Annotated in this window: 25 protein-coding genes; 18 read left to right on the top strand and 7 right to left on the bottom strand. The window is 62.6% G+C overall.

Annotation, left to right across the window (positions count from 1 at the left end; translation table 11 throughout):
• Nucleotides 1-9: 9 nt before the first annotated feature.
• The 4 genes from mutL to KP003_RS15210 all read left to right on the top strand — a co-directional run bounded on the left by mutL (nt 10) and on the right by KP003_RS15210 (nt 4,772).
• A complete protein-coding gene (mutL, locus tag KP003_RS15225) occupies nt 10-2,016 on the top strand; it encodes a DNA mismatch repair endonuclease MutL (protein WP_367620865.1) in 2,007 nt (668 codons plus the stop codon).
• A gap of 38 nt (nt 2,017-2,054) precedes the next feature.
• Nucleotides 2,055-2,969 (top strand): tRNA (adenosine(37)-N6)-dimethylallyltransferase MiaA, encoded by a 915-nt coding sequence (gene miaA, locus KP003_RS15220; protein WP_217299869.1) that lies wholly within the window; start codon nt 2,055-2,057, stop codon nt 2,967-2,969.
• Nucleotides 2,970-2,981: 12 nt separating this feature from the next.
• The gene (hfq, locus tag KP003_RS15215) at nt 2,982-3,206 is read left to right on the top strand and encodes an RNA chaperone Hfq (protein WP_012529414.1); all 225 of its coding nucleotides are present in this window, start codon (nt 2,982-2,984) and stop codon (nt 3,204-3,206) included.
• Between the two features lie 267 nt (nt 3,207-3,473).
• Nucleotides 3,474-4,772 carry a DUF512 domain-containing protein gene (locus KP003_RS15210; RefSeq protein ID WP_217299868.1) on the top strand — a complete coding sequence of 433 codons (1,299 nt, stop codon included), beginning with the start codon at nt 3,474-3,476 and terminating at the stop codon, nt 4,770-4,772.
• 173 nt (nt 4,773-4,945) lie between these two features.
• On the opposite strand, the gene KP003_RS15205 is transcribed toward KP003_RS15210, so the two are convergent.
• Nucleotides 4,946-6,040 carry an AAA family ATPase gene (locus KP003_RS15205; protein WP_216789086.1) on the bottom strand — a complete coding sequence of 365 codons (1,095 nt, stop codon included), beginning with the start codon at nt 6,038-6,040 and terminating at the stop codon, nt 4,946-4,948.
• A 302-nt stretch (nt 6,041-6,342) separates the two neighbouring features.
• Between KP003_RS15205 and KP003_RS15200 the strand changes: the two genes are divergently transcribed.
• From KP003_RS15200 to KP003_RS15180, 5 genes are all read left to right on the top strand, one after another.
• Nucleotides 6,343-7,137 (top strand): amino acid ABC transporter substrate-binding protein, encoded by a 795-nt coding sequence (locus KP003_RS15200; RefSeq protein WP_216500589.1) that lies wholly within the window; start codon nt 6,343-6,345, stop codon nt 7,135-7,137.
• A gap of 118 nt (nt 7,138-7,255) precedes the next feature.
• A complete protein-coding gene (locus tag KP003_RS15195; RefSeq protein WP_239027556.1) occupies nt 7,256-8,218 on the top strand; it encodes an ABC transporter permease subunit in 963 nt (320 codons plus the stop codon).
• Entirely contained in the window at nt 8,205-8,984 is a 780-nt protein-coding gene (locus tag KP003_RS15190; RefSeq protein WP_239027555.1) for an amino acid ABC transporter ATP-binding protein, read from the top strand. Before KP003_RS15195 ends, KP003_RS15190 begins: the two co-directional genes overlap by 14 nt.
• 189 nt (nt 8,985-9,173) lie before the next feature.
• On the top strand, nt 9,174-9,902 hold the full coding sequence (locus KP003_RS15185) for a BON domain-containing protein (protein ID WP_217299866.1): 729 nt from the start codon (nt 9,174-9,176) through the stop codon (nt 9,900-9,902).
• Nucleotides 9,899-10,213 (top strand): transcriptional regulator, encoded by a 315-nt coding sequence (locus KP003_RS15180; RefSeq protein ID WP_217299865.1) that lies wholly within the window; start codon nt 9,899-9,901, stop codon nt 10,211-10,213. Before KP003_RS15185 ends, KP003_RS15180 begins: the two co-directional genes overlap by 4 nt.
• 2 nt (nt 10,214-10,215) lie before the next feature.
• On the opposite strand, the gene KP003_RS15175 is transcribed toward KP003_RS15180, so the two are convergent.
• From KP003_RS15175 to KP003_RS15165, 3 genes are all read right to left on the bottom strand, one after another.
• The gene (locus KP003_RS15175; protein WP_216500585.1) at nt 10,216-10,647 is read right to left on the bottom strand and encodes an archease; all 432 of its coding nucleotides are present in this window, start codon (nt 10,645-10,647) and stop codon (nt 10,216-10,218) included.
• A 12-nt stretch (nt 10,648-10,659) separates the two neighbouring features.
• Entirely contained in the window at nt 10,660-12,120 is a 1,461-nt protein-coding gene (locus KP003_RS15170) for an RtcB family protein (RefSeq protein WP_217299864.1), read from the bottom strand.
• Nucleotides 12,121-12,308: 188 nt separating this feature from the next.
• Nucleotides 12,309-12,482 carry a GSU3473 family protein gene (locus tag KP003_RS15165; RefSeq protein ID WP_216789081.1) on the bottom strand — a complete coding sequence of 58 codons (174 nt, stop codon included), beginning with the start codon at nt 12,480-12,482 and terminating at the stop codon, nt 12,309-12,311.
• 292 nt (nt 12,483-12,774) lie between these two features.
• Between KP003_RS15165 and rpsA the strand changes: the two genes are divergently transcribed.
• Entirely contained in the window at nt 12,775-13,977 is a 1,203-nt protein-coding gene (gene rpsA, locus KP003_RS15160) for a 30S ribosomal protein S1 (RefSeq protein WP_216500582.1), read from the top strand.
• A gap of 3 nt (nt 13,978-13,980) precedes the next feature.
• Nucleotides 13,981-14,208 carry a DUF3820 family protein gene (locus KP003_RS15155; RefSeq protein ID WP_216500581.1) on the top strand — a complete coding sequence of 76 codons (228 nt, stop codon included), beginning with the start codon at nt 13,981-13,983 and terminating at the stop codon, nt 14,206-14,208.
• Nucleotides 14,209-14,286: 78 nt separating this feature from the next.
• Here KP003_RS15155 and KP003_RS15150 read toward each other — a convergent pair whose 3' ends face one another.
• On the bottom strand, nt 14,287-14,781 hold the full coding sequence (locus KP003_RS15150) for a BCAM0308 family protein (protein WP_216789079.1): 495 nt from the start codon (nt 14,779-14,781) through the stop codon (nt 14,287-14,289).
• A 1,038-nt stretch (nt 14,782-15,819) separates the two neighbouring features.
• Here KP003_RS15150 and KP003_RS15145 point away from each other — a divergent pair.
• Nucleotides 15,820-16,485 carry a protein-L-isoaspartate(D-aspartate) O-methyltransferase gene (locus KP003_RS15145; RefSeq protein ID WP_216500579.1) on the top strand — a complete coding sequence of 222 codons (666 nt, stop codon included), beginning with the start codon at nt 15,820-15,822 and terminating at the stop codon, nt 16,483-16,485.
• Here the strand turns inward: KP003_RS15145 and KP003_RS15140 are convergent.
• A complete protein-coding gene (locus tag KP003_RS15140; protein ID WP_216500578.1) occupies nt 16,482-17,393 on the bottom strand; it encodes an RluA family pseudouridine synthase in 912 nt (303 codons plus the stop codon). The two genes, KP003_RS15145 and KP003_RS15140, sit on opposite strands and share 4 nt — an antisense overlap.
• Before the next feature lie 153 nt (nt 17,394-17,546).
• A complete protein-coding gene (gene eno, locus KP003_RS15135) occupies nt 17,547-18,836 on the bottom strand; it encodes a phosphopyruvate hydratase (RefSeq protein ID WP_216500577.1) in 1,290 nt (429 codons plus the stop codon).
• Nucleotides 18,837-19,086: 250 nt separating this feature from the next.
• On the opposite strand from eno, the gene KP003_RS15130 reads away from it, so the two are divergent.
• The 6 genes from KP003_RS15130 to prfB all read left to right on the top strand — a co-directional run bounded on the left by KP003_RS15130 (nt 19,087) and on the right by prfB (nt 26,151).
• Nucleotides 19,087-21,462, top strand: coding sequence for an HD family phosphohydrolase (locus KP003_RS15130; RefSeq protein WP_216791990.1), 2,376 nt, complete (start codon nt 19,087-19,089; stop codon nt 21,460-21,462).
• Nucleotides 21,416-21,814 (top strand): rRNA maturation RNase YbeY, encoded by a 399-nt coding sequence (gene ybeY / locus KP003_RS15125; protein ID WP_496197155.1) that lies wholly within the window; start codon nt 21,416-21,418, stop codon nt 21,812-21,814. Before KP003_RS15130 ends, ybeY begins: the two co-directional genes overlap by 47 nt.
• A gap of 18 nt (nt 21,815-21,832) precedes the next feature.
• A complete protein-coding gene (locus KP003_RS15120; protein ID WP_217299863.1) occupies nt 21,833-22,540 on the top strand; it encodes a diacylglycerol kinase in 708 nt (235 codons plus the stop codon).
• Between the two features lie 44 nt (nt 22,541-22,584).
• Nucleotides 22,585-23,442 carry a hemolysin family protein gene (locus KP003_RS15115; protein ID WP_217299862.1) on the top strand — a complete coding sequence of 286 codons (858 nt, stop codon included), beginning with the start codon at nt 22,585-22,587 and terminating at the stop codon, nt 23,440-23,442.
• On the top strand, nt 23,439-24,977 hold the full coding sequence (gene lnt / locus KP003_RS15110; RefSeq protein WP_217299861.1) for an apolipoprotein N-acyltransferase: 1,539 nt from the start codon (nt 23,439-23,441) through the stop codon (nt 24,975-24,977). Before KP003_RS15115 ends, lnt begins: the two co-directional genes overlap by 4 nt.
• A gap of 57 nt (nt 24,978-25,034) precedes the next feature.
• Nucleotides 25,035-26,151, top strand: a protein-coding gene (gene prfB, locus KP003_RS15105) for a peptide chain release factor 2 (protein WP_216500572.1) whose coding sequence is annotated in 2 segments (ribosomal slippage) — nt 25,035-25,103 and nt 25,105-26,151 — 1,116 coding nt in all. Because the reading frame shifts where the segments join, the coding sequence is not laid out codon by codon here.
• The last annotated feature ends 6 nt before the right edge of the window (nt 26,152-26,157 follow it).

Genomic DNA, 26,157 nt, shown 5'->3' with positions numbered 1-26,157 from the left:
AGCGAGAGGATGACATTGGCAACCAAGATACGAATACTTCCCGAGAACCTGACCAACAAAATCGCCGCCGGCGAGGTGGTGGAACGGCCGGCCTCCGTGGCCAAGGAACTGGTGGAGAACGCCCTCGACGCGGGCTCCAAAGAGGTCGTGGTGGAGATCGAGTCCGGCGGCAGGCGGCTCATAAAGGTCACCGATTCCGGCAGCGGGATGTCGCGCGAGGACGCGCTCCTGGCACTCGAGCGACACGCCACCAGCAAGATCGCCAGCGACGAGGATCTCTTCGCCCTCTCAACCCTCGGTTTTCGCGGCGAGGCGCTGCCCTCGGTGGCTTCGGTGTCCCGCCTCACCATCTCCACCCGCACCAGCGACAGCCTGGAGGGGACCGAGATCTACGTCGAGGGGGGGCGCATCAAGGAGGTCAAGGAGTGTGGCATGGCGGCCGGGACGGTCATCGCGGTCCGCAACCTCTTCTTCAATACGCCGGCGCGACTCAAGTTCATGAAGAGCGCAGAGACCGAAGGGGGACATGTGGGGGAGCTGCTGACCCGGCTGGCCATCTCCCGCCCCGACGTCCGTTTTACCTATAAAAATGACGGCAAGGTGGTGTTCCGCGCGCTCGACGCCGACCTCAAGGAGCGGGTGGCGACCCTGCTTGGCCGGTCCATCGCCTCCTTCCTCTATCCGGTGTCGTACGAGGTGCCGGGGGGCGTGCGGGTGACCGGCCTTGTGGCGGCACCTGAATGCAGCCGCAGCGCCGCCAGTCACCTGTACACCTACATAAACGGCCGGTTCATAAAGGACAAGGTGGTGCAGCACGCCATCCTCCAGGCCTACCGGAACTTTCTGGAGCGCGGGCGTTATCCCGTCGTCGCCGTGTTCATCGATATCGCCCCGGGCGAAGTAGACGTGAACGTTCATCCGACCAAGCACGAGGTGAGGTTCCGCGAACAGGGGAAGGTGCACGACACGATCCAGTACGCGGTGGAAAGCGTGCTGAAGCAGACCCCCTGGCTGAAACGGCCGGCCGTACCGGCTTCAGCTCCGCCGGAGCTGGGTGCCGAGCAGCGCAGCAGCACCGTCAGCGCGCCACTTCGTGCCCCGGGCCCTTCATGCGCATCGCAGGGTGCGTCGCCTCACGCCGTCGCGCCCACTCCGGCGGCGGTAGCAACAGCAGGTCAGGCACCGACGCATTCGGTGCATCAGATGACACAGACGGTACAGCCGGCGACGCAATCGGTCAGCGAGGCCAAGGTGGCCGAGATCCGCGAGCTGCTGGTGGGATATCAGCCAAAGCCCCAGCCCCCGCTGCGCCCCCAGTACCACTTCGAGTCGCCCGCCAGGAGGGGAGAGGAAGCCGCCCCCGCCCCGTGCCCCCAGGGACCAGCCTCCCAGGAGCCGGAGGTTGCGCCGAGCCAGGGGAGCGAGGCACCGGGCTATTTCTCGTCGCTTGCCGTGATCGGCCAGTTCAACGCCTCCTATATCCTGTGCCAGCGGGGCACGGACCTTGTGCTGATCGACCAGCACGCGGCGCACGAGCGGGTGGCCTTCGAAAGACTCAAAGGGGAGTTCGCCGGCAAAGAGGTGGACAGCCAGGGGCTTCTCTTCCCGGAGACCTTGGAGCTCTCCTTCAGGGAATCGGCGGTTCTCGGGGAGAACCTGGAGGAGCTGCGTCGGCTGGGCTTTTCCTTCGAGGAATTCGGGGGCAATACCTGGCTGTTGAACGGTGTGCCGCAGATCCTGTCCGGCACAGACTACCTGCGCACCATCCGCGACATCCTCGAGGAACTTTCCAGCCTGAGTCGCAGCCGGACCTTCACGGACATCCAGGAGGACCTCCTGGCGCGCATCGCCTGCCATAGCGTGGTGCGCGGCCGACGCACCCTGACCGCGCAGGAGATCTCGGCCCTGTTCAGGCAGATGGACGAGACGGACTTCTCCAGCAACTGCCCCCATGGCAGGCCGGTGATGCAGACCCTCACCCTGGCCGAGGTGGAGAAGATGTTCAAGCGGGTGTAGACCGGCAGCCGAACCGCTGCCGCGGTAGATGAGAAACCATGACGCAAGAGAAGATAAAACTGCTGGTGGTGGGGGGACCCACGGGGTCCGGCAAGAGTGACCTGGCCCTTAAGCTGGCCGAGCAGATCGACGCCGAGATCGTCAATGCGGACTCGATGCAGATCTACCGCGGTCTGGACATCGGGACTGCCAAGCCCTCCCCGGAAGAGCTGGCCAGGGTGCCGCACCACCTGATCGACATCGTGTCACCGGACCAGGATTTTACCGCCTCTGACTTCAGGCGCGAGGCGTCTGCCGCCATCGAAGACATCGACCGGCGGGGGAAAAGGGCGATCGTGGTCGGCGGGACCGGGCTGTACCTGCGTGCCCTGCTGGAGGGGCTGGTCGACTCCCCGACCGGCGACCCGCAATTGCGCCGTCAGTTTGACGATATCCCGGGAGACGAACTGCTCCGGCGTTTGGCAGATGTCGACCGCGAGACCGCGGCGAGGCTTCACCCCAACGATCGGGTGCGCCTGGTGCGAGCCCTCGAAGTGTACACCCAGACCGGCCGCCCCATCTCCGCCTTCCGGGCCGAGCACGGGTTCTCGGGCGACCATTACCGTGCCTTGAAGCTGGCGATCAGCGTGGACCGGGCCGAACTGTACCGGCGTATCGATGCACGGGTGGAAAGGATGCTGGAAAAGGGGCTGGTGGAAGAGGTCCGGAAACTTCTGCTCCAAGGGTACAGCCGTGAATTGAAGTCAATGCGCTCCATAGGGTACAAGGAAGTGACGGCCTACCTGGCTGGTGAAATGACGCTGGATGAGGCAGTTACGCTGATCAAGCGGGACAGCCGCCGCTATGCCAAGCGGCAGATGACCTGGTTCGGCAGGGAAAATGATATTTATTGGCTTGAATATCCCGCAGGTTTTGCTAGTATCCTTGTTCATGTGATTGAATTCTTTGGGTAAAGGAGCGGAATCATGCCTAAAACGCCTTTTAACATCCAGGACCAGTATCTCAACCAGTCTCGCAAGGAGCGCGTAAAGGTCTTGGTGCAGCTCATGTCCGGTGAAAAACTGGAAGGGCATATCAAATCTTTCGATAACTTCTCCGTACTCATGGAAGTGCACGGCGATATCCTCATCTATAAGCACGCGATCTGCAGCATCACTTCTGTAGACGGCGTTTTCCGACTGCACCAGTAGCGTGATCACTTGTGCAGGAACCACGGATCCGGATTAGCCGTATCAATCCGGACGGTACATGCTCGTCACCACGGTACCTCCTTCCAGCCGGCTCTAAAGGGCCGGCTCGTTTTTTATCTGTTGCCAAATTCCTCCTTCTCCACCTATCATTAAAGTCTGCGCGCCGCCGCTCTCACGCCAGTTGCCTCGCGGGGTATCCTGCGACTGCTGTTACCGCAGCCGGAAAATCTCGACCTCCGCTGCCGGGCGCGCACCAGGAGGGATTTCATGTCAGGTCTGACTATTGATAAGGTGATGCCTGGAAGCATCGCCGACGAGCTGGAACTCGCGCCGGGGGACCGGCTGCTGTCGGTGAACGGGCATCCGCTGCGGGACGTTATCGACTACAACTATTTCACTGCCGACGAGGAACTGGAGCTGGAAGTCGAAAAGGCCGACGGGGAGCTCTGGGGACTCGAAGTGGAACGTGAAGAGGGGGAGCCCCTGGGGATCTCCTTTCAGGCGCCGGCGCCGGCACGCTGCGGCAACAACTGCGTCTTCTGCTTCGTGCACCAGCTGCCCCGCGGGCTGCGCGGCCCCCTTTACGTGAAGGATGAGGATTACCGCCTTTCCTTTCTCTACGGCAACTACGTCACCATGGCCAACATCGGCCGGGCCGAGCTGGACCGCATCAAGGAGCAGCGGCTCTCCCCGCTCTACATCTCCGTGCACGCGACCGACGCGGCGCTGCGTGAAAAGCTTCTGGGCAAGTCCGGCATCCTCCCCATCCTGGACGTGATGCGGGAGCTGGCCGAGGCACGCATTACCATGCACACCCAGGTCGTGCTCTGCCCTGGCTGGAACGACGGCGATGCCTTTGCCCGGACGGTGGAGGACCTCGCCGCCTTGCACCCGTGGGTGGCATCCCTGGCGGTCGTGCCGGTGGGGTTGACCGAGCATAGGCAGAACCTCCCGGCGCTGGCCCCGGTCACCAAGGAGTTCGCCGCCGAGTTCATCGGCAAGTGGTACCCGGAGTCCCGGCTGCTGCAAGAGCGCCTGGGCGAACCCTTCCTGTTTCTGGCGGATGAATTCTACATCAAGGGCGATGTGCCGTTTCCCGAACTCGACAATTACGGCGACCTGCCTCAGTTGGAGAACGGCGTCGGGATGATCCCGCTGTTCCTCTCCGAGGCGGACCAGGTGCTCCAGGAGGCCGAGGCACTGAAGCCGGGAAAACTGACCGTCGTTACCGGCGAGTCTCCCTACCGTTACCTCTCCGACTTCCTGGAACGGCTCTCCGGGGCGACCGGGGTGGCCATGCAGCCGGTGGCGGTGCGCAACAGGCTGTTCGGTCCCACGGTCACGGTTACCGGCCTGGTCTGCGGGGCCGACGTCGTTGCCGCCCTGCAGGGGATGGAGCTGGGAGAGCTGGTGCTCGTGCCTGACGTGATGCTGAAGGAGGGGGAAGGGGTCTTCCTGGACAACCTGACCCTGGAGGACGTGGAGCGGCAGCTTGGGGCGGAGGTGCAGGTAGTGGAGTCGACGCCCTACGGCATCTATGACGCATTGGTGCAGAGGCTGGGATAAAAGCGGAAGGCAAAAAGAAAAGCAAAAGAAAAGAGCCGGAGAGGATGCGTCCCCTCCGGCTCTTTCTGTTTAAATGTGTTTTCGGATGCTGTGGCCATGTTGGCGAAATCCCCCCTGTCCCCCCTTTGCAGAAGGGGGGGCGCAGGTGCTCGGGCAGCTCTTCGTGGCCAGTTTTACCGGCTCATGGCGTCGATGACGTCGAAGTCGAAGACGCTCTCTGCGGTGGACTTTATCAGGTCGATCTTTTCGTTGTCATCCGCCGTGATCTTCGAGACATGCTCGGTGAGGGTGATGAAGGTCTCGGCGGTGTTCTGCGAGGTGCGCAGGTAGGGGATGTTGCTGTCGTCCAGGATCCTCTGGGTGATGGCGGAAACCGGAGCCGACCCCGGTATCACAACGCCGGCGAGCTTACGCCGGTAGGCCGGGATGTTATAAAGGGCGGACGCGGTCACGATCAATTCGTCCCGGGAACTCGTGGTGATCAGCAGTGTGGAGTCCTGCAGGGTGTCGATGACGCGTTGCGAAGATGCGGCCCCCAACTGGATGTGGTTGATGATCCGGTTCTTGCCCTCCTGGTCTCCCTGCAACGGCAGCTTCAGGAGCTTGGAGAGGTCGAGCAGGGTGGGGTTGGCCAGGGTGGGGGAGTAATCGAAGGCGCCGGCCACATTCTGCTGGCGGCTCTCGAAGAAGGTCCTCAGGTAGCCCAGCGTCTCCTCGCGCTTGTTGGCCAGCAGCTTGTTCACCAAGACCAGCTTGACCTCGGCGCCCTGCTGCTGGAACAGGGAGAGGTTCAACTGCACCGAGTCGATGACACAGCCGATGCCGCCGCTGGCTACCATGATCACCGGGGCATCCAGGGTGCGGGCGATCTGGGCGTTGTTGATGCCTACCACGGAGCCGACGCCGCCGTGACCGGACCCCTCGATGATCAGGAAGTCGTTCTTGGCTTCCAGTTCGGCACAGGCTTGCTTGATGGCTTCGAGCGGGGCATCGGGTGCGATCTCGCCGGAGAGGTACCTCTTGGTATAGCCTTTTCCCACCACGACCGGCGACATGAGCTTGCGGTCCGCCTCCATGCCGTAGATGCCGGCGATGAGGGCCGCATCCATGTCCATTTCAACGCCGTCCAGCATGAAGACCTTGGGGCCGATCGGCTTGATGAAACCAACGCGTGCATATTTCTTTTTGGCCAGATGAAGCAGCGACAGACTGATGGTGGTCTTGCCACAGTGCTGGCCGGTAGCAGCAATGAAGATTTTCTTACACATATATCTAAGCCTCGTGGCCTTTCTTACGTGTTGATACGCTATCACCCGGATTATACGTTTTTGGAAAAATAGGGGCAACATGGTATACGGTACCGGCCCGGAGACTGACCCAAAAAGGGGGGGGCGCTTTGCCTGCTGAGCCACGATGGAACCCTCCTCTGGAGCCTGGGGCAACTCCCGTTATCTTCTTGACGCTTGCGTGATATTCTGCAATAATCCGCCGGTCCAAACGCCTGTTTGTTTACATCAAATCTTTCTAAGCTTCACCATCACCGACCATAGCGAAGAAAAGGAGCGTAAACGTGAAAAAGATCTGGGTTGTCCTGTCGTCTCTGCTCGTCCTTGCCTGTGCCGTATCCGCCTTTGCCGGCGACGGTTCCTTCAAGAGGGTCAAAAGCCAGGGTGCTCTGACCATCGGCCTCGATGATGCCTTCCCGCCGATGGGGTACCGCAACGACAAGGGGCAGTTGGTCGGCTTCGACATCGATGCAGCCGAAGAAGTGGGCAAGCGTCTCGGCATCAAGATCAACTGGCAGCCGACCGCATGGGACGGCGTCATCCACGCTCTCAACTCCAAGAAGTTCGACTGCATCTGGAACGGCATGACCATCACCGACGAGCGCAAGAAGGAAGTCGCCTTCACCAAGCCGTACAAGATGGACGGCCAGGTCGCGGTGGTCCGTTTCGCCGACAAGAAGCTCAAGAAGCTGGCCGACCTGAAAGGCGCCAAGGTAGGCGTTCAGAAGGGTTCCTCCGCCGTCGAGGCCGTCAAGAAGCTGCCGGCAGCCCCCGCCGAGGTGCGTGAGTACGAGGACAACCCGAAGGCGCTGCTGGACCTCGAATCCGACCGTCTCGACACCGTCATCATCGACGACGCCACCGGCCGCGACTTCATCGCCAAGCGTCCCGGCAAGTTCCGCATCCTGCCGGGCAACATCACCAAGGAGCCGTTCGGCGTTGCCTTCCGCAAGGAAGACGTTGAGCTGCGCGAGGCCGTCCAGAAGACCCTGGACAAGATGGTCAAGGACGGCACCATGGCCAAGATCTCCAAGAAGTGGTTCGGCGAGGACATCACCAACCCGAAGAAGTGGAAATAGTTAACGCTTTCCCCTCCCCGTGCGCGGGGAGGGGGACTGCCACAGTTAATCAGGTGTGCCGATGAAATTTTTTACCGGCAGGGTCGTCAAAAGAGCGATCCTGCTTTTTTCGTGCTTAATGTTACTCCTGGCCTCGGTCTGTTTCGCCACGGATTACGATCAGCTCTTCACCGATGCCAACGACGCCATGGCGCAGGGGGATCTCCCCGCCGCCATCGCCCTGCTCAAGAAGGTGGAGTTCGAGAAGGGTGACGAAAGCGGCGCATTCGTCAGGAGCAGGATGCAGATCGCCAGGCTGCAATTTGCCCTGAAGGACATGGAAAAGGCGAGTTCCGCAGCAAAGGAAGTGCTTGCCGTCTATCCCGACAACAGCGAGGCGCTCAACTTTCTCGCCTCGGTCAAGCAGGAACAGACGCCCCGCTACCAGGTGTTCATCCAGGACTGCCTCCGCTTCCTGCCGCAGCTGCTGAAGGGGGCGGTGATGACCATCACCCTCGTGGTCTGCATCATCCTGATCTCCCCGGTGGGGGGGCTTTTGATCGCGCTCGGGCGCATCAGCACCTTCAAGCCGATCTCGGCGGTCTGCTGGTTCTTCATCTGGCTCTTCCGCGGCACCCCGCTTCTTCTGCAGCTCTTCTTCATCTACTACGGCCTCCCGTCCATGGGGATCACCTTCAAACCCTTCACCGCCGCCATCCTCGGCCTCGGGCTCAACTACTCCGCCTACCTCGGTGAAATCATCCGCGGCGGCATCCAGAGCATCGAGCACGGCCAGATGGAGGCCGCCAAGGCCATCGGCATGACCTATTGGCAGGCGATGCGCCGGGTGATCATCCCGCAGACCTACAAGCGGCTCATGCCGCCGATCGGCAACGAATTCATCGCGCTCATCAAGGACACCGCGCTCGTCTCCACCATCGCCATGGTCGAGCTGATGCGCTCGGCTGACCAGATGTTCAACGCCTACTTCAACGTGACCGCGCTGATCCTGGCGGCACTCATCTACCTGCTGTTCACCACCATCTTTACCTTCGTCTTCGAGAAGATCGAGGTCCGGGCCGGCATCTATGAAAACCGCTAACCAACCGTTGTTAAGCCTCAAGGGGATCACCAAAAAGTTCGGATCGCTCACCGCCGTGAACGGTGTGGACCTCGACGTCTGCCCCGGTGAGATCGTCGTCATCATCGGGCCGTCCGGCTCCGGGAAGTCGACCCTCTTGCGCTCCATCAACTTCCTCGAGGAGATCGAGGAGGGGACCATCCTCTTCGAGGGGAACGAGATCGGCTACGTGACCAGCAAGCACGGACGCCGGCACCTGGACGCACCGCACAAGATCTGCGCGCTGCGCTCCGAGATCGGCATGGTGTTCCAGCACTTCAACCTGTTCCCTCACATGACCGTGCTCGGCAACGTGATGGAAGGGCCGCTCACCGTGCAGAAGAAGAGCCCCGAGCAGGCGCGCGAGATCGCCGTGGACATGCTGGCCAAGGTGGGCCTCTCCGACAAGCGCGACGTCTATCCCGCCACCCTTTCCGGGGGGCAGAAGCAGCGCGTCGCCATCGCGCGGGCGCTTGCCATGCGCCCCAAGCTGATGCTCTTCGACGAGCCCACCTCCGCGCTCGATCCCGAACTGATCGGCGAGGTGTTCGACACCATACGCGAGCTCGGCAAGGAGGGGATGACCATGATCATCGTCACCCACCAGATGGGCTTTGCCAAGGAGATGGCGGACCGGGTCATCTTCATGGAGAAAGGCTCCTTCGTGGCCCAGGGGACCCCGGAGGATTTCTTCGCCAACCAGATGGAACACGATCGCATCAAGTCCTTCCTGAACCGCATCCTTTAAGAGAAAGGCGGCAGTGACCCTGCCGCCGTCGCCTCCCCCCCTGCAACTCCCCCCGTTTCCTCGCACCCGTTCCTCGCCACCCGTCGCACCGTCGACAACCCTTCTGCCCGTGCTACAATGTACCCTTGTTGGCTTGGTGCTTATTAATGCGCTCGGGCCGCCATTCACATGGGAAAAAGGAGGAGTGCCATGATCAGAGCGGAAGAGGTCATCGGAACTATTCGGGCAGGACTCGAGCGGGAGGCGCGGGTAAACCTCCATGACCACCCGATCGAGTTGAGTTTTGCCGACGGCGTCATCACCATCGCGGGCGAAGTGGGGGGGGTCGCCGCCAAGAAGCTTGCCCTTGAGATTGCCGCCAGGCCGCAGCCGGTTTCCGGTGTGGTGGACCGGCTGCGCGTCGAACCGTCGGAGCAGATGGAGGATGGCGCCATCCGCGACCATGTCTGCAACGCGCTCGCCAGCGAGCCCGCCTTCATGCAGTACGCCGTCCAGGCGATCGTGAAGCAGGGCCTGGAAGAGGTGCGCGGCACCGCGCAACGGGGACTGGAACGGGTGCTCGAGGTCGAGGTCAACGAAGGCGTGGTGACCCTCAACGGCAGGGCCGAGAGCGTCTCGCATAAGCGCTTGGCAGGCGTCCTCGCTTGGTGGGTGCCCGGGAGCAGAGACGTGGTCAACGGTATCGAGGTGTGGTCCGACACCGAGGAGAACGACGATGAACTGGTTGACCTGATCAGGATCGTCCTGGAGAAGGATCCGCTGGTGAACGCGGCGCAGATCACGGTCCGCAGCAACGCCGGCGCCGTGACCCTGGAGGGGGCGGTGCCGACCCCTAACAACAAGCGGGCCGCCGAGTCCGATGCGTGGTACGTGTTGGGGGTAAACGAGGTGGTGAACAATCTTGTGGTGACCGGGTGAAGGAGCGCCCCAGGCATCCCTTCGTCCCGGCGCGGCGGCAGGATACCGTGCGCCAGGAGCTGACCGCCTTGTTGCGGGAGGGGAGTCTCACGGCGAAGGAGCTCTCGGGGCTGGTGGGGATTTCGGAAAAGGAGGTGCTGGAGCACCTCGAGCACCTAAGAATCGCACTCCATGGCCGGCTGGATATGACCCCGCCCCGTTGCCTGGAGTGCGGTTTTTCATTTCAGAAGAGGGAGCGACTGAAAAAACCCGGTCGTTGCCCGGTCTGCCGCGGCGAGCGCATCGTGGAGCCGTCCTTCACTATCGGCTGATCCTACACATCAAGCACTACCGTTGCCTGCCACCTCTGTGCTACCTGCTCCACCTTGTAGCGCAGCATGGTCACCGCCTTTACGTCTATCCCCATCTCGTGCCGCGTCGGGTCGATTTCCTCGCCCGACAGCGTCGCCCGGACCGTCAGCCCGCCATCGGAGGGGGTGATGCTCATCTCGCCGGGGAGCAGGACCAGCCTGCGGGCATCCTTGTAGAAGATGAGTTCGTTCAAGAAGTCGAAGAGAAGCATCTCCTCGTTTTCCTGCTCCAGCTTCAGCGCCAGCGTCTGGGCTTGGCGAATCTGCTCCGGGTTCTCGACCATGACCTGCATGGTGGCCCGTGCCGCTTCGCGGAACAGCTCTTCGAGTGTCGGTGCCCAGGCGTCGAAGGCAACATCGGCGTGCGCGATGTCGCTGCGGTACTCAAACGGCATGGTTTGCCTCCCTTAACCCTTGATGTTCCCGATCGGCACCAGGCGTGCCACCCGTTTGCTCAGCCCCGCCTGCTCGGTTGTCTCCACCACCTCGTCGATGTTCTTGTACGCCGCCCCGGCCTCCTCGGCGAGGCCGCCGAAGGAGTCGGTGCGCACGTAGATGCCGCGCTGTTCCATCTCGCGCTGCAGCTTGTCGCCGCGGAAGCTCCTCTTGGCCTCGTGCCGGCTCATGGTCCTGCCGCTGCCGTGCGCCGTGGTGTACCAGGCGTCCCCCCCGGTCGACATGCCGGCCAGGAGGTAGGAGCCGGTCTCCATGCTCCCCCCGATGATCACCGGCTGTCCCGTCTCCCGGTAGCACTCCGGAAGTCCCGGGAGGCCGGGACCGAAGGCGCGGGTCGATCCCTTGCGGTGGACCAGCAGTTCCTTGCGAGTGCCGTCGACAAGGTGCTTTTCGAGCTTGGCGGTGTTGTGGGCCACGTCGTAGACCATGCGCAGGCCGAGCTCGTCCGGCGCGGCGTGGAAGACGTCGGAGAACACCTCCCGGATCCGGTGCAGGATCACCTGTCGGTTGGCAAAGGCCATGTTGACGGCGCATTTCATGGCGCTGAAGTAGGCCTGCCCCTCGGGAGAGCGGAAGGGGGCGCAGGCGAGTTCCCGGTCCAAGATCTTGATGTGGTACTTGCGTTCCATGACCGAGAGGAAGAGCTTCAGGTAGTCGGTGGCGACCTGGTGTCCGAACCCCCTACTGCCGCAGTGGAACATGATCACCACCTGGTTGGGGACGGTGGTCAGGCCGAAGGCGTCGGCAAGCCCCCGGTCCATGATGTTCTCCGGCCGCACCACCTGTATCTCGCAGTAGTGGTTGCCGCTCCCCAGCGTCCCCAGCTGGTTGTAGCCACGCTCCACCGCTTTCTCGCTGACATGGGAGGCATCCGCTCCCGGGAAGCAGCCCCCCTCCTCTGTCATCTCCAGGTCGTCCTGCGTTGCGAAACCGTTCTTGAGGCACCAGCGCGACCCCTGCTGCACCACGGTACGGAAATCGTCCTGCTTGAGCTTGACGAAGCCGTGGCAACCGACCCCGGTGGGAATGCGGGCAAAGAGGCGGTCGACCAGCTGGTGCAGCTTGGGCTGGACCTGCTCGGCGGTCAGGCTGGTGAGCACGAGCCGCATCCCACAGTTGATGTCGAAACCGATCCCTCCGGGAGAGATCACGCCCGAGCCGGGGTCCATGGCGGCGACCCCGCCGATCGGGAAGCCGTAGCCCCAGTGCCCGTCGGGCATGCAGTAGGCGTAGCGCTGGATGCCGGGGAGCGTGGCGACGTTGCTTACCTGCTCGAATACGCCGGCGTCCATCTCGTTGACCAGCTTCTCACTGGCGACGATCCTGGCGGGAACCAGCATCCCTTCCTTGTAGCTCACCGGCAGTTCCCATATCGTGTCGCTGATCCGCTTCAGCGCAGCTGGTACGTTCATAGGACCTCCGTCTCTCTCAGATGGCGATGCACCCGGAGATGTTACCACAACTGGAATTGCCTAGTAGTGACGGGGGGATGGTTTTTCGAGATGTTCAGAGGCGGGGCGGGGCCTTGTGCCGCGCGCATGGCGGCCGTTTCGTCCGTGGGCGGCACCGGGGGCGGTGGCGGCTCCGGCATAGTGCCTCGTTACGCCGAGGTGTGTCTTTGCTGGAGCGTGGCGGGCAGGGGGGCTTCCTCTTTTTTCATCCAGTGTTCGGAGCGGTCAAAGCCGATGATGCAACCGGTCGACAGCAGGTAATCCAGGAAATAGTCGTTGATCACATCATAGGTAAAGTCGTCGTAGCAGACCAGCACTCCCATTGTCGCCCTCCCGTGTGCATCCGTGAAGTTTCATTGCTATACCTATCGGAGCTTTGCCCCGCGACTTTAAGAAAGTTTTACTTGTTGCCCCGGGCTAAGCTGCCGTCCGGGGCCTCTTGCGTGCCTTCATGTACGGTCCGCGTGCCCCTGTCGGCTCCTTTCAACCTGTTTGGCGGCGCGCACAGTCTTAAAACATGAGTTGTCAGGGGCTCAAGTAGTTGACAAGGGTACGGGGTCCCCTGTATGCTCCATGAGTGCTAAAGCGCAACAATTACGTTGAAGAGGTACTTAAATGGATAACGATCACAGGGAAGAGATGGAAACCGAAGAGGAGAGCTTTGCCGATCTGTTCGAGCGGAGCCAGAAGGACGCCGGCCGACTGGAGCCGGGTGCCAAGGTCGAGGCGACGGTACTGCAGATCGCCAAGGACTGGATCTTTCTGGACACCGGCCGCAAAGGCGAAGGGGTCCTCGACATCAAGGAGCTCCTTGACGCCGATGGCAACCTGAGCGTCAAGGTCGGTGACAAGGTCACCGCCTGGTTCGTCTCTTCGCGCAACAACGAGATGCGTTTCACCACCAAGCTTGGCGGTGGCGGCAGCCACTCCGCCGGCAACGCGCAGCTCGAAGAGGCTTACGCCGCCGGCATCCCGGTCCAGGGCGTGGTCGAAAAGGAAGTAAAGGGAGGTTTCGAGGTCAAGGTCGCCGGTTCCCGCGCCTTCTGCCCGTTCTCCCAGATCGCCCTGAGAAGGGTGGAGGACACCGCAGCCCTTTTGGGCAAGCAGATGTCTTTCAAGATCACCGAGTATTCCGAGAAGGGGCGCAACATCGTCCTGTCCCATCGCGCGCTGCTCGAGGAGGAACTGCAGCAGCAGAAGGACGCGCTTAAGGAAACCCTCAACGTGGGCGACCGCGTGAAGGGGACCGTAACCTCGCTGCGCGACTTCGGCGCCTTCGTTTCCATCGGCGCCGTCGAGGGGCTCCTGCCAGTTTCCGAGGTGGCCTGGGCGCGCGTGAACCACGTGAGCGAGGTCCTCTCCGTCGGCCAGGAAGTAGAGGTCGTGGTGAAAGGGATCGACTGGGAAAAGAACCGCATCTCCTTCTCCTTGAAAGATACACTGGCTGATCCCTGGGAAGAGGCGGCGAGCGCCTTCCCGGAGGGGTCCTACCAGAACGGCAAGGTGGCAAGGCTCACCCCCTTTGGCGCCTTCGTGACCCTGGCCAGTGGCGTGGACGGTCTGATCCACATCTCGAAGCTCGGGGCCGGCAAGAGGATTCAGCACCCGAAGGAGGTCCTCAGCGAAGGTCAGGAGGTCGAGGTGAAGGTCGAGTCGGTGGATCGCGAGGCTAAAAAGATCTCGCTCGCCCTGGCTTCGGTGAGCCGTGCAGCAGAGGAGCAGGCCCAGAGCATGGACGCCTACAAGAAGACCGTGGCAGAGGCCCCCAAGGGGATGGGCACCCTGGGCGACCTGCTCAAGGCGAAGCTGAAGGGATAGACGTTGGAGGAGCTGTTTCCCGACCCCGCCCAACTGCTGAAGCTGGCCCGCACCCGGATGCCCTACGGCAAGTACGCCGGCTCACTGCTGGTGGACCTGCCTGAGCCGTACCTGGTCTGGATGAGGCAGAAGGGGTTCCCGGAAGGGGACCTCGGAGCCATGCTCGAGTGCATGTACGAGGTGAAGGCCAACGGCCTGGAGTACCTGTTCGATCCGCTGCGTCGCGGCTGATCGGCCGCTCCCTTCAAAAAAGAAAAAGCCCCCCCTGCCGCAAGGCAAGGGGGGCTTTTCGTTTGGGCCTTCGAGGAGTCAGCGGCTCCACTCCACGCGAACCATGCGCTGTTCATGGCTCCACTTGTAGTGCAACTCGCCGCGCTGCGACTTGTAAAGCTCGCGTCCGATCTTCTGGGCCAGCTTGTCCTCCGTCGTGGTGACGATGATGCCGCCATCCTCCTCCCTGATTTCCATGATGCGCCCCAAGGGGTTCTTCTCCCTGTGCTTCGTCTCCTGTTGTTTCACCATGTTCAGTATCTCCTCCCTGTGCTGGGCCAGGTACGCTCCCGAAAGGGTGACGACGCCGGCCGGGTCCTGCCCGACGATGCGCTGGCAGGCGGGGCAGAGCACGTCTCCCTTGGGGGCGGCAGAGGATGCGCCTTCGATTTGCCAACGTTTGTTGTGGTAGACGATGCCGCACCCCTTGCAGACGGTTCCGTCCACAGGCCCGCGTTTGGGCAGGTAAGGCTCGGGGCTGCGGGCCGCCATTTGTCCTTTCTCTTCCATAGTTATTCTGGATCCGTGTGGCATGGCTACCTCCGTTGTTTGAATTCGCCAGGATTAGCACTGGCTAAGTATAACACTCCCGGTTCCCGCTGCATCGCGCCTCCAGCCTTCGCCAAGGCTTCGGCCGGCGGGCCTTTTCCCTTCGAATCGGGTGCGAGCCGCATACGACAGGGGGATGCTCCATCCGTGCGCGTCTCCGGCACTTTCAACGCTTGTACAGGGGCGGTTGGGTACGGGGCCCGGTTGAGGGCGGGAAGGGAAGGGCGGGGCGGAAGGGCGAGACGGGCGGGAAGGGCGGGAAGGGCCGGGAAGGGCCGGGGAAGGGAGGGGAAGGGAGGAGAAGGGATGGGGATGGATGGGGATGGATGGGGATGGATGGGGGACGGCTGCAGGAACCGCGGACACGAAAAAGGCCCGATGCCGATGCATTGGGCCTTCCCTTTAAATGTAACTGGCGCTTAAATCTCGAGATCCTTTACCCCTATCCGCCGGTGGAAGCTTTTCCATCGGGCGTAGAGACATGCTCCGGCAGGACCATGCCACCCGTTTCTCGCGGTTTCTTCCCCTTTTTGAAGCGGTTGTTACGCGCATGACGGATGAGATTTATAGGCCAATCGGCTTGATCTCCTTAAGCGCCAGCTACTAGCTCCAAAGTGCCGTAAAGGTTTATGTGAGACCACGCTCTTTTGTAAAGCATCTCCCCGGGAAACGCTTCAGGCAATTCCTTTAGAAGCATCGGGATTGCACACCACGTCTGATACCTGGGAAATTTTCAGTGTGGAATAATCAGGGTACCTCACGCCACCTTTACCTGTACCCCAGAGCTGTTTTCAAAGAACATCTCTTTGTTACGATTATAGTGTACCCCTGCCTTGCATAAGAGTCAACAGCCTGAATGGGCGTGGTTTTTGTGATTCGAGGCGGTTTTGTCTGATGCTGTAAGACCCGCAGCTGCTACTGTTGCGACGGCTAGGAACACAGCGATCAGTCGTGCAATACTGCCGCCGTGCCGCCGTTGTTACAGAACACCACTGTGGTACCATTGACCTTTCTGGAGGAGCCATGAGCAGCAATGCGAAAAGGGAACTCGAAGCGAGGAAGGAGCAGATGCTGAGCCTGCACCTCGTGGGGCGCGGCATCCGGGACGCGGCGGTGTTGAGGGCGATGCGCGAGGTGCCCAGGGAGTCGTTTCTTCCCGCCGGGCTGGAGCTTTTGGCCTACGAGGACGGCCCGCTGCCGATCCAGGAGGGGCAGACCATCTCCCAGCCCTACATCGTCGCCTACATGATCGAGGCGCTGGAGTTGCAGGGGACCGAGAAGGTCCTGGAGATCGGCACCGGCTCCGGTTACGCGGCAGCCGTCTTGAGTCTGTGCGCGGCCCAGGTCTTCACCGTGGAACGGCTCCCGTCCCTGGCGCACCTGGCCGCGGAGCGCCTGCGCGAGCTCGGCTACGGCAACGTGGCGGTGCGCTTGGGGGACGGCACCCTGGGGTGGCAGGAACATGCCCCTTACGATGCCATCGTGGTGACCGCCGGAGCGCCCGGCGTTCCGGAGGAGCTTGAGCTGCAACTGGCGCCGGGAGGGCGGCTGGTGATCCCCGTCGGGCCGACCCCCCACCTGCAGGACCTGGTGCGTGTGCGCCGCGATAAAGAAGGCGCGCTGCACCGGGAAGCCCTCTGCGGGGTCCGCTTCGTGCCGCTGATCGGCGCGCAGGGGTGGGAGGACTAGGAAAGTGCCAGTGTCTCGGCGGCCGGGACCTCGTTCAGGGTCCTCAGGAAGGACTCGTCGCTCACCGCACCGCAGCGGGTAGCAAGCCGCAGCAGCTGTTCCGGCAAGGGCGCCGGGATGTCGATCTCCTCCCCCGTGGCCGGGTGAATCAGCGTGGTCCGGAAGGAGTGCAGCGCGTGCCCGGTGAAGCCGGAGAGCCCCCTGCCGCCGTAGCGCTTGTCGCCCAGGATCGGGTGCCCGATCATCCTGAAATGCTGCCTGATCTGGTGCATGCGCCCGGTGAGCGGGTACACGGCCAGCAGGGAAACCCCTCCCCCCTGGAAGATCCTCTGGTAGCTGGTCTGGGACTCCTTGCCGTCCAAAGCGGCATCGATGGTTCCCTGTTTCTGCAGCTTCCCCTCCACCATGGCAAGGTACAGTTTGCCGAGCCCTTCCTCCTGCACCATCTTGCCGAACATCCCGGCGGCAACCGCGCTCTTGGCCAGGATGATGGCCCCCGACGTCCCCTTGTCCAGCCGGTTCACCGGGCGCAGCCTCCCGACCCCGTCGCGCTTTTTCAGCAGCGCCTCGGCCAGGTCGACCAGGGTGATCTCTTCGGGATCTTCGGTACGGTGCACGGCCAGCCCTGCCGGCTTGTTCAGGCAGAGGATCCAGCTGTCCTCGAACAGTATGTCCAGTTCCGGGGTGAGCCGGGCCAGGAAGGCCGCGGTCTTCGCGCTCTCCTTGAGCGTCACCTGGTCGGCGAAGTGCAGGGCGTCGCCGGGCTCGGCCGGAACACCGTTCACCTTGAGGTGCCCCGAGTTGATCAGCTTTTTGATGTAGGAGAACTGCGCGCTGGGAAGGAGGTTGCGCATGAAGCTGTCCACGCGCCGCAGGTGGTCTTGGGCCGTTATCTGGTAGGTTAACATGGGACGGAGTATACCTTCATGAGGAAGAAGGCGCAAGGGAATCTGCCCCGCATGTGATGATCCCGGGTCCGGGGGGAGGGACAAAGACAAGGGCGCACCCGCTGAGGGTGCGCCCTTGGTACATCCAAAGAGCTGGCGAATGTTTATTCGCCCCTACTTTTTCACGTTGTAGAAGACCTCGGCCCCTCTGAACAGCGCGACTTCGTCCAGTTCGTCCTCGATCCTGAGCAGCTGGTTGTACTTGGCTACGCGGTCGGTACGGCAGAGCGAACCGGTCTTGATCTGCCCCGCGTTGACGGCCACGGCGAGGTCGGCGAGGGTGACGTCCTCGGTCTCGCCGGAGCGGTGCGAGATGACGCAGGTGTAGCCGGCGCGCTTGGCCATCTCGATGGCGTCGAGGGTCTCGGTCAGGGTGCCGATCTGGTTCAGCTTGATCAGGATGGAGTTGGCGATCCCTTTCTTGATCCCTTCCTTGAGGATGGAGGGGTTGGTCACGAACAGGTCGTCGCCCACGATCTGGATGCGCTTGCCCAGGCGGTCGGTGAGCTTCTTCCAGCCGTCCCAGTCGTTCTCGGCCATGCCGTCCTCGATCGAGATGATCGGGTACTTGTTGACCAGGTTCTCGTAGAAATCGACCATCTGGTCGGCGGTCTTCTTAGGCTCCGCCTCGTTCTCCAGGGTGTAGACCCCGTTCTCGAAGAGCTCGGAAGATGCGACGTCGAGCGCGAGCAGCACTTCCTCGCCCGGCTTGTACCCCGCCTTCACGATGGCCTCCATGATCACTTCAAGGGCCTCCTCGTTGGATTTGAGGTTCGGCGCGAAGCCACCCTCGTCGCCGACGGCGGTGTTGTACCCCTTGCCCTTGAGGACGGATTTCAGCGCGTGGAAGATCTCGGCGCCCATCCTCAGGGCCTCCTTGAAGCTCTTGGCGCCTGCCGGCATGATCATGAATTCCTGGATGTCGACGTTGTTGTCGGCGTGGGCGCCGCCGTTGATGATGTTCATCATGGGCAGCGGCAGCTCTTTCGCGTTGGAGCCGCCGATGTACTGGTACAGCGGCAGGCCTACCTCGTCGGCCGCGGCCTTGGCCACGGCGAGGGAGACGCCGAGGATGGCGTTGGCGCCCAGGCGGCTCTTGAATTCGGTGCCGTCGAGCTCCAGCATCTTCTTGTCGATCCCCACCTGGTCGGTGGCGTCCATGCCGGTGATCTCGTCCGCGATGATGTCGTTGACGTTGGCGACGGCCTTCTCCACGCCCTTGCCGAGATAGCGCCCCTTGTCGCCGTCACGCAGTTCCAGCGCTTCGCGCTCGCCGGTGGAGGCGCCGGAGGGAACCGCGGCTCTGCCCATAGCACCGGAATCCAGGAACACCTCGACCTCAAGTGTCGGATTTCCCCTGGAATCAAGTATTTCCCTGGCGTAAACGTCGGTTATCTGGCTCATCTCTACCCCCCTGGATTGAAATTTTAATTGTGAACGGGCAGCGCCGCCCGTCTTAATGGAGCCTCCGTTATATAACATATCTGCCCTCAAAGGGAAGCAGGTTTTGTAAATTTTTGCTAACATGCCGAAGCGACAGCGGTTCCCAAGGCATTTGGTTTAGATTGACAGTACTCAAATAAACGGGATATATTGTCCCCTTGCTGCTATTCTTGCAGTCTCTGTCCTTACGACACGGGAACCATTGAAGATAATGCCCACCGAAAGCGGCGACAAACAGACAATTCAGAAGAGTTCGCTGATCCGGCTTTGCGACAGCTGGATGGACGCGGTTGCCCAGGGTTTCACCTGCGACCGGTATGAGAAGCGCAGCCGCTTCATCATGCTGTTCCTCACCGCCTTGTTCCTCACCCTGCTCATCATTCCGAGCCCGCAGTTCCTCTCGGTGCAGTACCGCGAGGGGGACATTGCCACCTCCGACATCCGTGCCAGCCAAGATTACCTCATCGAGGACCTGCTGCTGACCGAGAAGAAACGGGCGGAGGCGGAGGGTGCCGCGCCCTTCGTCTACACCCTCGCCGCCAACGGCAACATTGAACTGGTGCGCCGCTTCGATGACGCGCTGGATGTCGTGGATGATCCCACCCTGCACGGGGAGGCCAGGCGCAAGGCGGCAGTCGCCGTGCTCGGCGTCGATATCTCGGCCCAGGAACTCGCGGCACTCTCCCACGTCAAGCAACAGCGCGCTTTCCTCGCCGACCTGGCGCGGCAGCTGGCCCCCCTGTACCGGCAGCGCATCGTTGCCGACCGCGGCCACTTCGCCGCCGACCTGCGCCACGGCATCGTGGTGGTGGATGATGCCACCAGGCAGGACGTCGCCGGAGGCGACTACAGCGCGAGCATCGACCTCCCCGCCGCGCGACGCATCTTCTCCCAGGCCGCCCTGACCCAGGGGGCGGCGCCCCACGAGCTGGAACTGCTGAAGGGGGTGGCGCTACGCATGATCGCGCCCAACCTCACCTTCGATCGCAACGGTACCGACGCCAAGAAGAGCGAGGCGCGCGCCGCGGTGCGCCCGGTGCTCTTCAAGATGAAGCGCGGCGAGATGATCGTCCGGGTGGGGGAGCGGGTGACCTCCGAGCAGGCGATGAAGCTGGAGAAGATCTTCAAGACCAGGAACAGTACCCCCGTTCTCACCGGCCTGGGGATCTTCGGCCTGATCCTGGTGCTCTGCTACGCCCCGTACCGCTTCGGCCGCAAGAACATCAGGAAGTTCAACCCGAGCAACAAGGACGTCCTGCTGCTGTCCCTTCTGACGGTGGCCAACTTCGCGGTCCTCAAGCTGGTGTCGGCGGTGTCGACCGCCCTGGGCGGGCTCTTCCCCTCCATCGACACGGCGAGTTACTTCTACCTCTTCCCGTTCGCGGCCTCCGCCATCATCGTCAGGATCATCCTGAACTCCGAGGTCGCCCTGGTCTACTGCGCCATCACGGCGCCGCTCACCGGGATCATGCTGAACAACTCGCTGCAGGTGGTGGTCTACGCCCTGCTCGGAGGCATCGTGGGCGCCCACGGGGTGCGCCAGTGCAAGGAGCGGGGGACCATCTACAGCGCGGGGTTCAAGGTAAGCGCGGTGAACATGGCGCTCGCCGTCTGCTTCCACGTCTACAACGACAGCCCGCTTTCCCTGCAGCCGCTTTATTGCATCATCTTCGCCTTCCTGGGCGGCCTGATCAACGCGGTCTACGTCTCCGGCACCATCCCGCTCATCGAGGCGCTCTTCCAGTACACCACCGACGTGAAGCTGCTGGAACTGGCCAATCTCAACTCGCCGCTTCTGCGCGAACTGATGATCCGCGCCCCCGGCACCTACCACCACAGCGTCCTGGTGGGGAACATGGTCGAGGCGGGCGCCGAGGCGATCAACGCCAACCCGCTGCTCGCGCGCGTTGCCGCCTACTACCATGACGTCGGGAAGCTGAAGAAGCCGCAGTACTTCATCGAGAACATCCGCGACGGCGAGAACCGCCACGACAAGCTCTCCCCCAGCATGAGCGCGCTGATCCTGATCTCGCACATGAAGGACGGGGTCGAACTCGCCAAGGAGCACCGCATCGGGCAGCCGATCATCGAGATCATCCGGCAGTCCCACGGCACCTCGCTGATCAACTACTTCTACCTGAAGGCGAAGGGGCTCGAGACGCCGGGCTCTCCCCCGGTCGACGAGCGGGACTTCCGCTATCCCGGCCCCAAGCCGCAGACCAGGGAGGCGGGGCTCGTGCTTTTGGCCGACTGCGTGGAGGCCGCCTCGCGCACCCTCACCGACCCGACGCCCGCCAGGATCCAGGGGCTGGTGCAGAAGATCATCAACAACATCTTCATCGACGGCCAGCTGGACGAGTGCGAGCTGACACTCAAGAACCTGCACGAGATAGCCAAGAGCTTCAACCAGATACTGGCGGGGATCTATCACCAGCGCATCGATTACCCCGAGCCTGCCTACAAGGAGAAGACGATTGCCAAGAAGCCAGAGGATAACGATAGCGAATCGCCAAAGGCGGATACCGGTCGCGAAGACGCAGCTGCGAAAGGTGGCGCAGAGGATCTTAGACGCCTTGGGATGTCCTGAGGCGGAACTCTCCGTCAGCATCGTCGGGGACCGGGCCATCCGGGTCCTGAACCGGGAGTACCTGGGGCGGGACAAGGCTACCAACGTGATCTCCTTCGCCATGCAGGAGGGGGAGTTCGGCTCCATCAACCCCGGCCTTCTCGGGGACGTGGTCATCTCCGTCGACACCGCGGCGCGCGAGGCCGAGGAGGCCGGCGACACCTTCTTGAACCGCCTGTACTTCCTGCTTTTGCACGGCGTCCTGCACATCACCGGCTACGACCATGAAAGAAGCGGCGAGGCCGAAGCCGCCCGCATGGAGGCCAAGGAGCGGGAGATCTTCTCCCTGCTGGTTGAGGAAGGGCTTGTCTAGCCGGGGCAGGGGCTTGATATGAAGCCGACCCGCTTCATCGACTCCGTGAACTGCGCCATCGAGGGGATCCTTCACACCACCCGCACGCAGAAGCACATGCGCTACCACTTCCTGGCCGCGCTCGCCGTGCTGTTCGTTGCGCTGCTGTTGCGGGTCTCCTCTATAGAGTTCATGCTGCTGGCCTTGGCCATCAGCTTCGTCCTCTTCGCCGAATTGCTCAACACCGCCATCGAGGTGGTGGTGGACATGATCTCGCCGGACTACCATCCCATGGCCAAGCTGGCCAAGGACGTAGCGGCGGGGGCCGTGCTGGTGGCCGCTTTCGGCACCGCCATCATGGGATACCTGGTGCTCGCCAAGTACGTGCTCCCCTGGCAAAGGCAGGGTCTGGAGATGCTGGGGACGGAGTCGGAACTGGGGATGGTGGTCTCGGCGATCCTGGTGCTCATCGTGGTCGTGATCCTCAAGGCGCACGGCGGGACGGGAAAGCCGCTCGAAGGGGGGGGCGCCAGCGGCCACTCGGCGGTCGCCTTTTCCATCGCCACCTCGGTGGCGCTGCGCACCCAGGAACCGCTCATCGCGCTTTTCAGCTTCATCCTGGCCGTGATGGTCAGCCACTCGCGCCTGCTGCTCAGGATCCACCGCCCCCGGGAGATCGTGGTGGGCGCGCTGGTCGGGGTGGGGATCACCATGGCGGTGCACCTGCTGTTCCGCGCCTTCTGGTGAGACGGCTTTGACAGACAACGCAGCAACATTAAGGAGACAGATCCTTGGAAGAGGGTAACGGACGCAGGGGCCAGGGACTCATCGAATCCCTGACCCGGCTCTTGTACGGCAAAAAGAAGGTCACCGAGGCGGAGATCCAGGAGATCATGGATGCCGGCGAGGAAGAAGGGGTCATCAACCAGGAAGAGAACGCGATGATCCGTTCCATCCTGACCCTCGGCGACTCGATGGTGCGCGAGATCATGCTGCCGCGCATGGAGATGGCCTGCGTCTCCATCGAGGACGAGGTGCGCGAGGTGCTGAAGTCCATCATCGCCTCCGGCCATTCGCGCCTTCCGGTCTACGAGGGGACCATCGACAACGTCATCGGCCTCATATACGCCAAGGACCTGCTGCGCTACTGGGGGGAGCCCGACCACGCCATCGAGCTCAGGAAACTGATCCGTCCCCCCTTCTTCATCCCGGAAACCAAGAACCTCGAGGAGCTGCTGCACGACTTCAAGAAGCGCCGGGTCCATATGGCGGTGGTCATCGACGAGTACGGCGGCACCGCGGGACTGGTCACCATCGAGGACCTCTTGGAGGAGATCGTGGGGGACATCCAGGACGAGTACGACCTTGAGACCGAGCGCCTCTCGGTGCAGACGGACGGCTCCATCGTCGCCGACGGCAGGCTTCCCATCGAGGAACTGGAAGAGCAGTTCGACGTCGAGATCGAGAAGGAAAACTTCGAGACGGTGGGGGGGCTCCTCTTCCACCTGACCGGCCGCATCCCCGCCGAGGGCGAGGTGATCGAGAACGACTCGCTGGTGCTCACCGTGCTGGAAGCGGACGAGAGACGGATCGCCAAGGTGCACATCGCGAGGAGGCAGCAACAGGCCGGGGAGTCCGAGGAACCGTGACCGCGCGCACCGCCATCGCCGGTGAGGCGACCGCGGGACGCTACCTGCTGGCGCTGTTCTCTGGCGTTTTGCTGGCACTTTCCTTCCCGCTGCCCGGGATATCGCCCCTGGCCTGGATCGCCTTCGTGCCGCTTTTCCTGGCGACCGATCGCGTCTCGCCCCGGCTCGGTTTCCAGTTCGGCTTCACGGCCGGATGCGTCGCCTACGCGGGCATCCTGTACTGGCTCAACGTGGTGATGATGAACTACGGGAAGCTGCACTGGACGGTGAGCGTGACGCTCTACCTCACCCTGGTCGGCTACCTGGCGCTCTATCCCGGCGCGGTGCTCTGGCTGGTGCGGCGCTGCGAAGGGAGCCGGATTCCGCTCCTTTGCTCCTTCCCGCTTTTGTGGGTATCGGGGGAGGCGATCCGCTCCTACATTTTGACCGGGTTTCCTTGGGCGAGCCTCGGCTATTCCCAATACCGGACCCTGCCGCTGATCCAGATCAGCGACGTGACCGGGGTGTACGGGGTAAGCTTCCTGGTCGCCCTGGGCAACGTGGTGTTCTACCGGAACTGGGTGTCGATGCGCCACCGCAAACCCTACCCGGTGCGCGCCCTGTTGCTGCTGGTGCTGCTGCTGGCGGCGACCATGGTCTACGGCGTCACCGCGCTGACCCGCGTCGAAAAGGGGGAGCCCCGGAAGGTCCTCCTGGTGCAGGGGAACATCCCGCAGGACGTGAAGTGGGATCCCGCCTTCCAGGATGCGACGCTTAAGACCTACGAACGGCTCACCCGGGAGGCGTGCCGGGAGCCGGGGACCCTGGTGGTCTGGCCGGAGAGTGCCCTGCCGTTTTTCCTGCAGCGGGAGCCGGCCTACGCGGCGCGGGTGCGTGCGCTGGCCGTAGAGTTGAAGAGCCCGCTGGTGGTGGGGAGCCCCGCCTACGAGCAGGAGGGGGGAAGGATGCGCTACCTGAACAGCGCGTACCTCATCTCCGAACAGGGCGCCATCGCGGGGAGAAGCGACAAGCTGCACCTGGTCCCCTTCGGCGAGTACGTGCCGCTGGCCCCGCTGCTCCCCTTCGTGAACAAGCTGGTCACCGGGATCGGCGACTTCTCCCCCGGCAGGGAGGCTGTTGTGCTGCCGGCCTCGGTCGGGAAACTCGGCGTATTGGTCTGCTTCGAGGGGATCTTCCCGGAAGTGGCCAACGCCTATGTTGAAAGGGGAGCCCAGGTGCTGGTGAACATCACCAACGACGCCTGGTTCGGGCGCAGTTCCGCCCCTTACCAGCACCTTTCCATGACCGTGTTCCGGGCCGTGGAGAACCGGGTTCCCCTGGTGCGGGCGGCCAACACCGGCATCTCCTCGGTGATAGACAGCAAGGGGCACATCCGGGGCATGACCCAGCTTTTCCAGGAGGCGACCCTGAGCGGCGAGGTGAGGCCGGGGACCGGTCGGACCTTCTATAACCGTTTCGGCGATCTCTTCGCCCTGCTCTGCCTCTCCGGCAGTATCGGGATGGGGATCGCCTGTTACCGCGGGCGCCGTAACTGACGCTTTGCCAATACCAGTGATCGCCTTGCCGGCGATGCGACCATAAGGAGTTTTGAGATGTTCAGAGAAGAAATTGCCAAGATCGAGGACCTTGCCGAGCGAATCCACAAGCTTCGGGGGTCTCTTTGACGTAGATGACAAGCGGGAGCGGATGCACGAGCTCGAGGAGTTGACCTCGCGCGCCGACTTTTGGAACGACGCCGAAAAGGCCCAGAAGGTGCTCAAGGACAGGATGGCGATGGAGAAGGACGTCACCACCTGGGAAACCCTCGAGCGCCAGGCCCGCGACATCCAGGAGCTGATCGAGCTCGGGAACGAGGAGCAGGACGAGGCGACGCTGGCCGAGGTCCACGGCATGAACGAGCAGCTGGAGATCGGGGTGAGCCAGGCGGAATTCCGCAGGATGCTCTCCGGCCCCCATGACGCCTCCGGCGCTTTCGTCTCCATCAACTCCGGGGCCGGCGGCACCGAGTCTCAGGACTGGGCCGAGATGCTCCTGCGCATGTACCTGCGCTACTGCGAGAAGAAGGGGTGGAAGACCGAGATCACCGACTACCAGGAGGGTGATGGGGCCGGGATCAAGGGGGTCACCTTCGCGGCCACCGGCGAGTTCGCCTACGGTTACCTGAAGGCGGAAGCGGGCATCCACCGGCTGGTGCGCATCTCCCCCTTCGACAGCAGCGCGCGGCGTCACACCTCGTTCGCGTCCGTGTTCGTCTTTCCTGTGATCGAGGAGGACGACATCGAGATCAAGATCCCGGAGAGCGACCTGAGGATCGACACCTACCGCTCCTCGGGCGCCGGCGGCCAGCACGTCAACACCACCGACTCGGCCATCAGGATCACGCATCTTCCCACCGGCACCGTGGTGGCCTGCCAGAGCGAGCGCAGCCAGCACATGAACAAGGCCACCGCCATGAAGGTGCTCCGTTCCAAGCTCTACGAGATGGAGCTCCGGGAGCGCGAGGCGAAGGCGGCCGATATCGCGGGCGAGAAAAAGGAGATCGGCTGGGGGAGCCAGATTCGCTCCTACGTGCTGCACCCCTACAAGATGGTCAAGGACCTGCGCACCGGCGTGGAGAGCGGCAACCCGGACAACGTGCTGGACGGCGCCCTGGACGACTTCGTGGTTCCCTACCTAATGGGCGTGCGCCGGGAAACCAAGGACATCTAGGGGCTC

This window comes from Geomonas diazotrophica (genome assembly GCF_019063885.1).
Lineage (GTDB): Bacteria > Desulfobacterota > Desulfuromonadia > Geobacterales > Geobacteraceae > Geomonas > Geomonas diazotrophica.
Note: the sequence above shows the minus strand (reverse complement) of the source record. Positions and strands in the feature narration are given on the sequence as shown.

Bases quoted from the DNA above. Each gene is read 5' to 3' on its own strand.
- mutL (WP_367620865.1), top strand. From the start codon at position 10: ATGACATTGGCAACCAAGATACGAATACTTCCCGAGAACCTGACCAAC.
- miaA (WP_217299869.1), top strand. From the start codon at position 2,055: ATGACGCAAGAGAAGATAAAACTGCTGGTGGTGGGGGGACCCACGGGG.
- hfq (WP_012529414.1), top strand. From the start codon at position 2,982: ATGCCTAAAACGCCTTTTAACATCCAGGACCAGTATCTCAACCAGTCT.
- KP003_RS15210 (WP_217299868.1), top strand. From the start codon at position 3,474: ATGTCAGGTCTGACTATTGATAAGGTGATGCCTGGAAGCATCGCCGAC.
- KP003_RS15205 (WP_216789086.1), bottom strand. From the start codon at position 6,040: ATGTGTAAGAAAATCTTCATTGCTGCTACCGGCCAGCACTGTGGCAAG.
- KP003_RS15195 (WP_239027556.1), top strand. From the start codon at position 7,256: ATGTTACTCCTGGCCTCGGTCTGTTTCGCCACGGATTACGATCAGCTC.
- KP003_RS15190 (WP_239027555.1), top strand. From the start codon at position 8,205: ATGAAAACCGCTAACCAACCGTTGTTAAGCCTCAAGGGGATCACCAAA.
- KP003_RS15185 (WP_217299866.1), top strand. From the start codon at position 9,174: ATGATCAGAGCGGAAGAGGTCATCGGAACTATTCGGGCAGGACTCGAG.
- KP003_RS15175 (WP_216500585.1), bottom strand. From the start codon at position 10,647: ATGCCGTTTGAGTACCGCAGCGACATCGCGCACGCCGATGTTGCCTTC.
- KP003_RS15170 (WP_217299864.1), bottom strand. From the start codon at position 12,120: ATGAACGTACCAGCTGCGCTGAAGCGGATCAGCGACACGATATGGGAA.
- KP003_RS15165 (WP_216789081.1), bottom strand. From the start codon at position 12,482: ATGGGAGTGCTGGTCTGCTACGACGACTTTACCTATGATGTGATCAAC.
- rpsA (WP_216500582.1), top strand. From the start codon at position 12,775: ATGGATAACGATCACAGGGAAGAGATGGAAACCGAAGAGGAGAGCTTT.
- KP003_RS15150 (WP_216789079.1), bottom strand. From the start codon at position 14,781: ATGCCACACGGATCCAGAATAACTATGGAAGAGAAAGGACAAATGGCG.
- KP003_RS15145 (WP_216500579.1), top strand. From the start codon at position 15,820: ATGAGCAGCAATGCGAAAAGGGAACTCGAAGCGAGGAAGGAGCAGATG.
- KP003_RS15140 (WP_216500578.1), bottom strand. From the start codon at position 17,393: ATGTTAACCTACCAGATAACGGCCCAAGACCACCTGCGGCGCGTGGAC.
- eno (WP_216500577.1), bottom strand. From the start codon at position 18,836: ATGAGCCAGATAACCGACGTTTACGCCAGGGAAATACTTGATTCCAGG.
- KP003_RS15130 (WP_216791990.1), top strand. From the start codon at position 19,087: ATGCCCACCGAAAGCGGCGACAAACAGACAATTCAGAAGAGTTCGCTG.
- KP003_RS15120 (WP_217299863.1), top strand. From the start codon at position 21,833: ATGAAGCCGACCCGCTTCATCGACTCCGTGAACTGCGCCATCGAGGGG.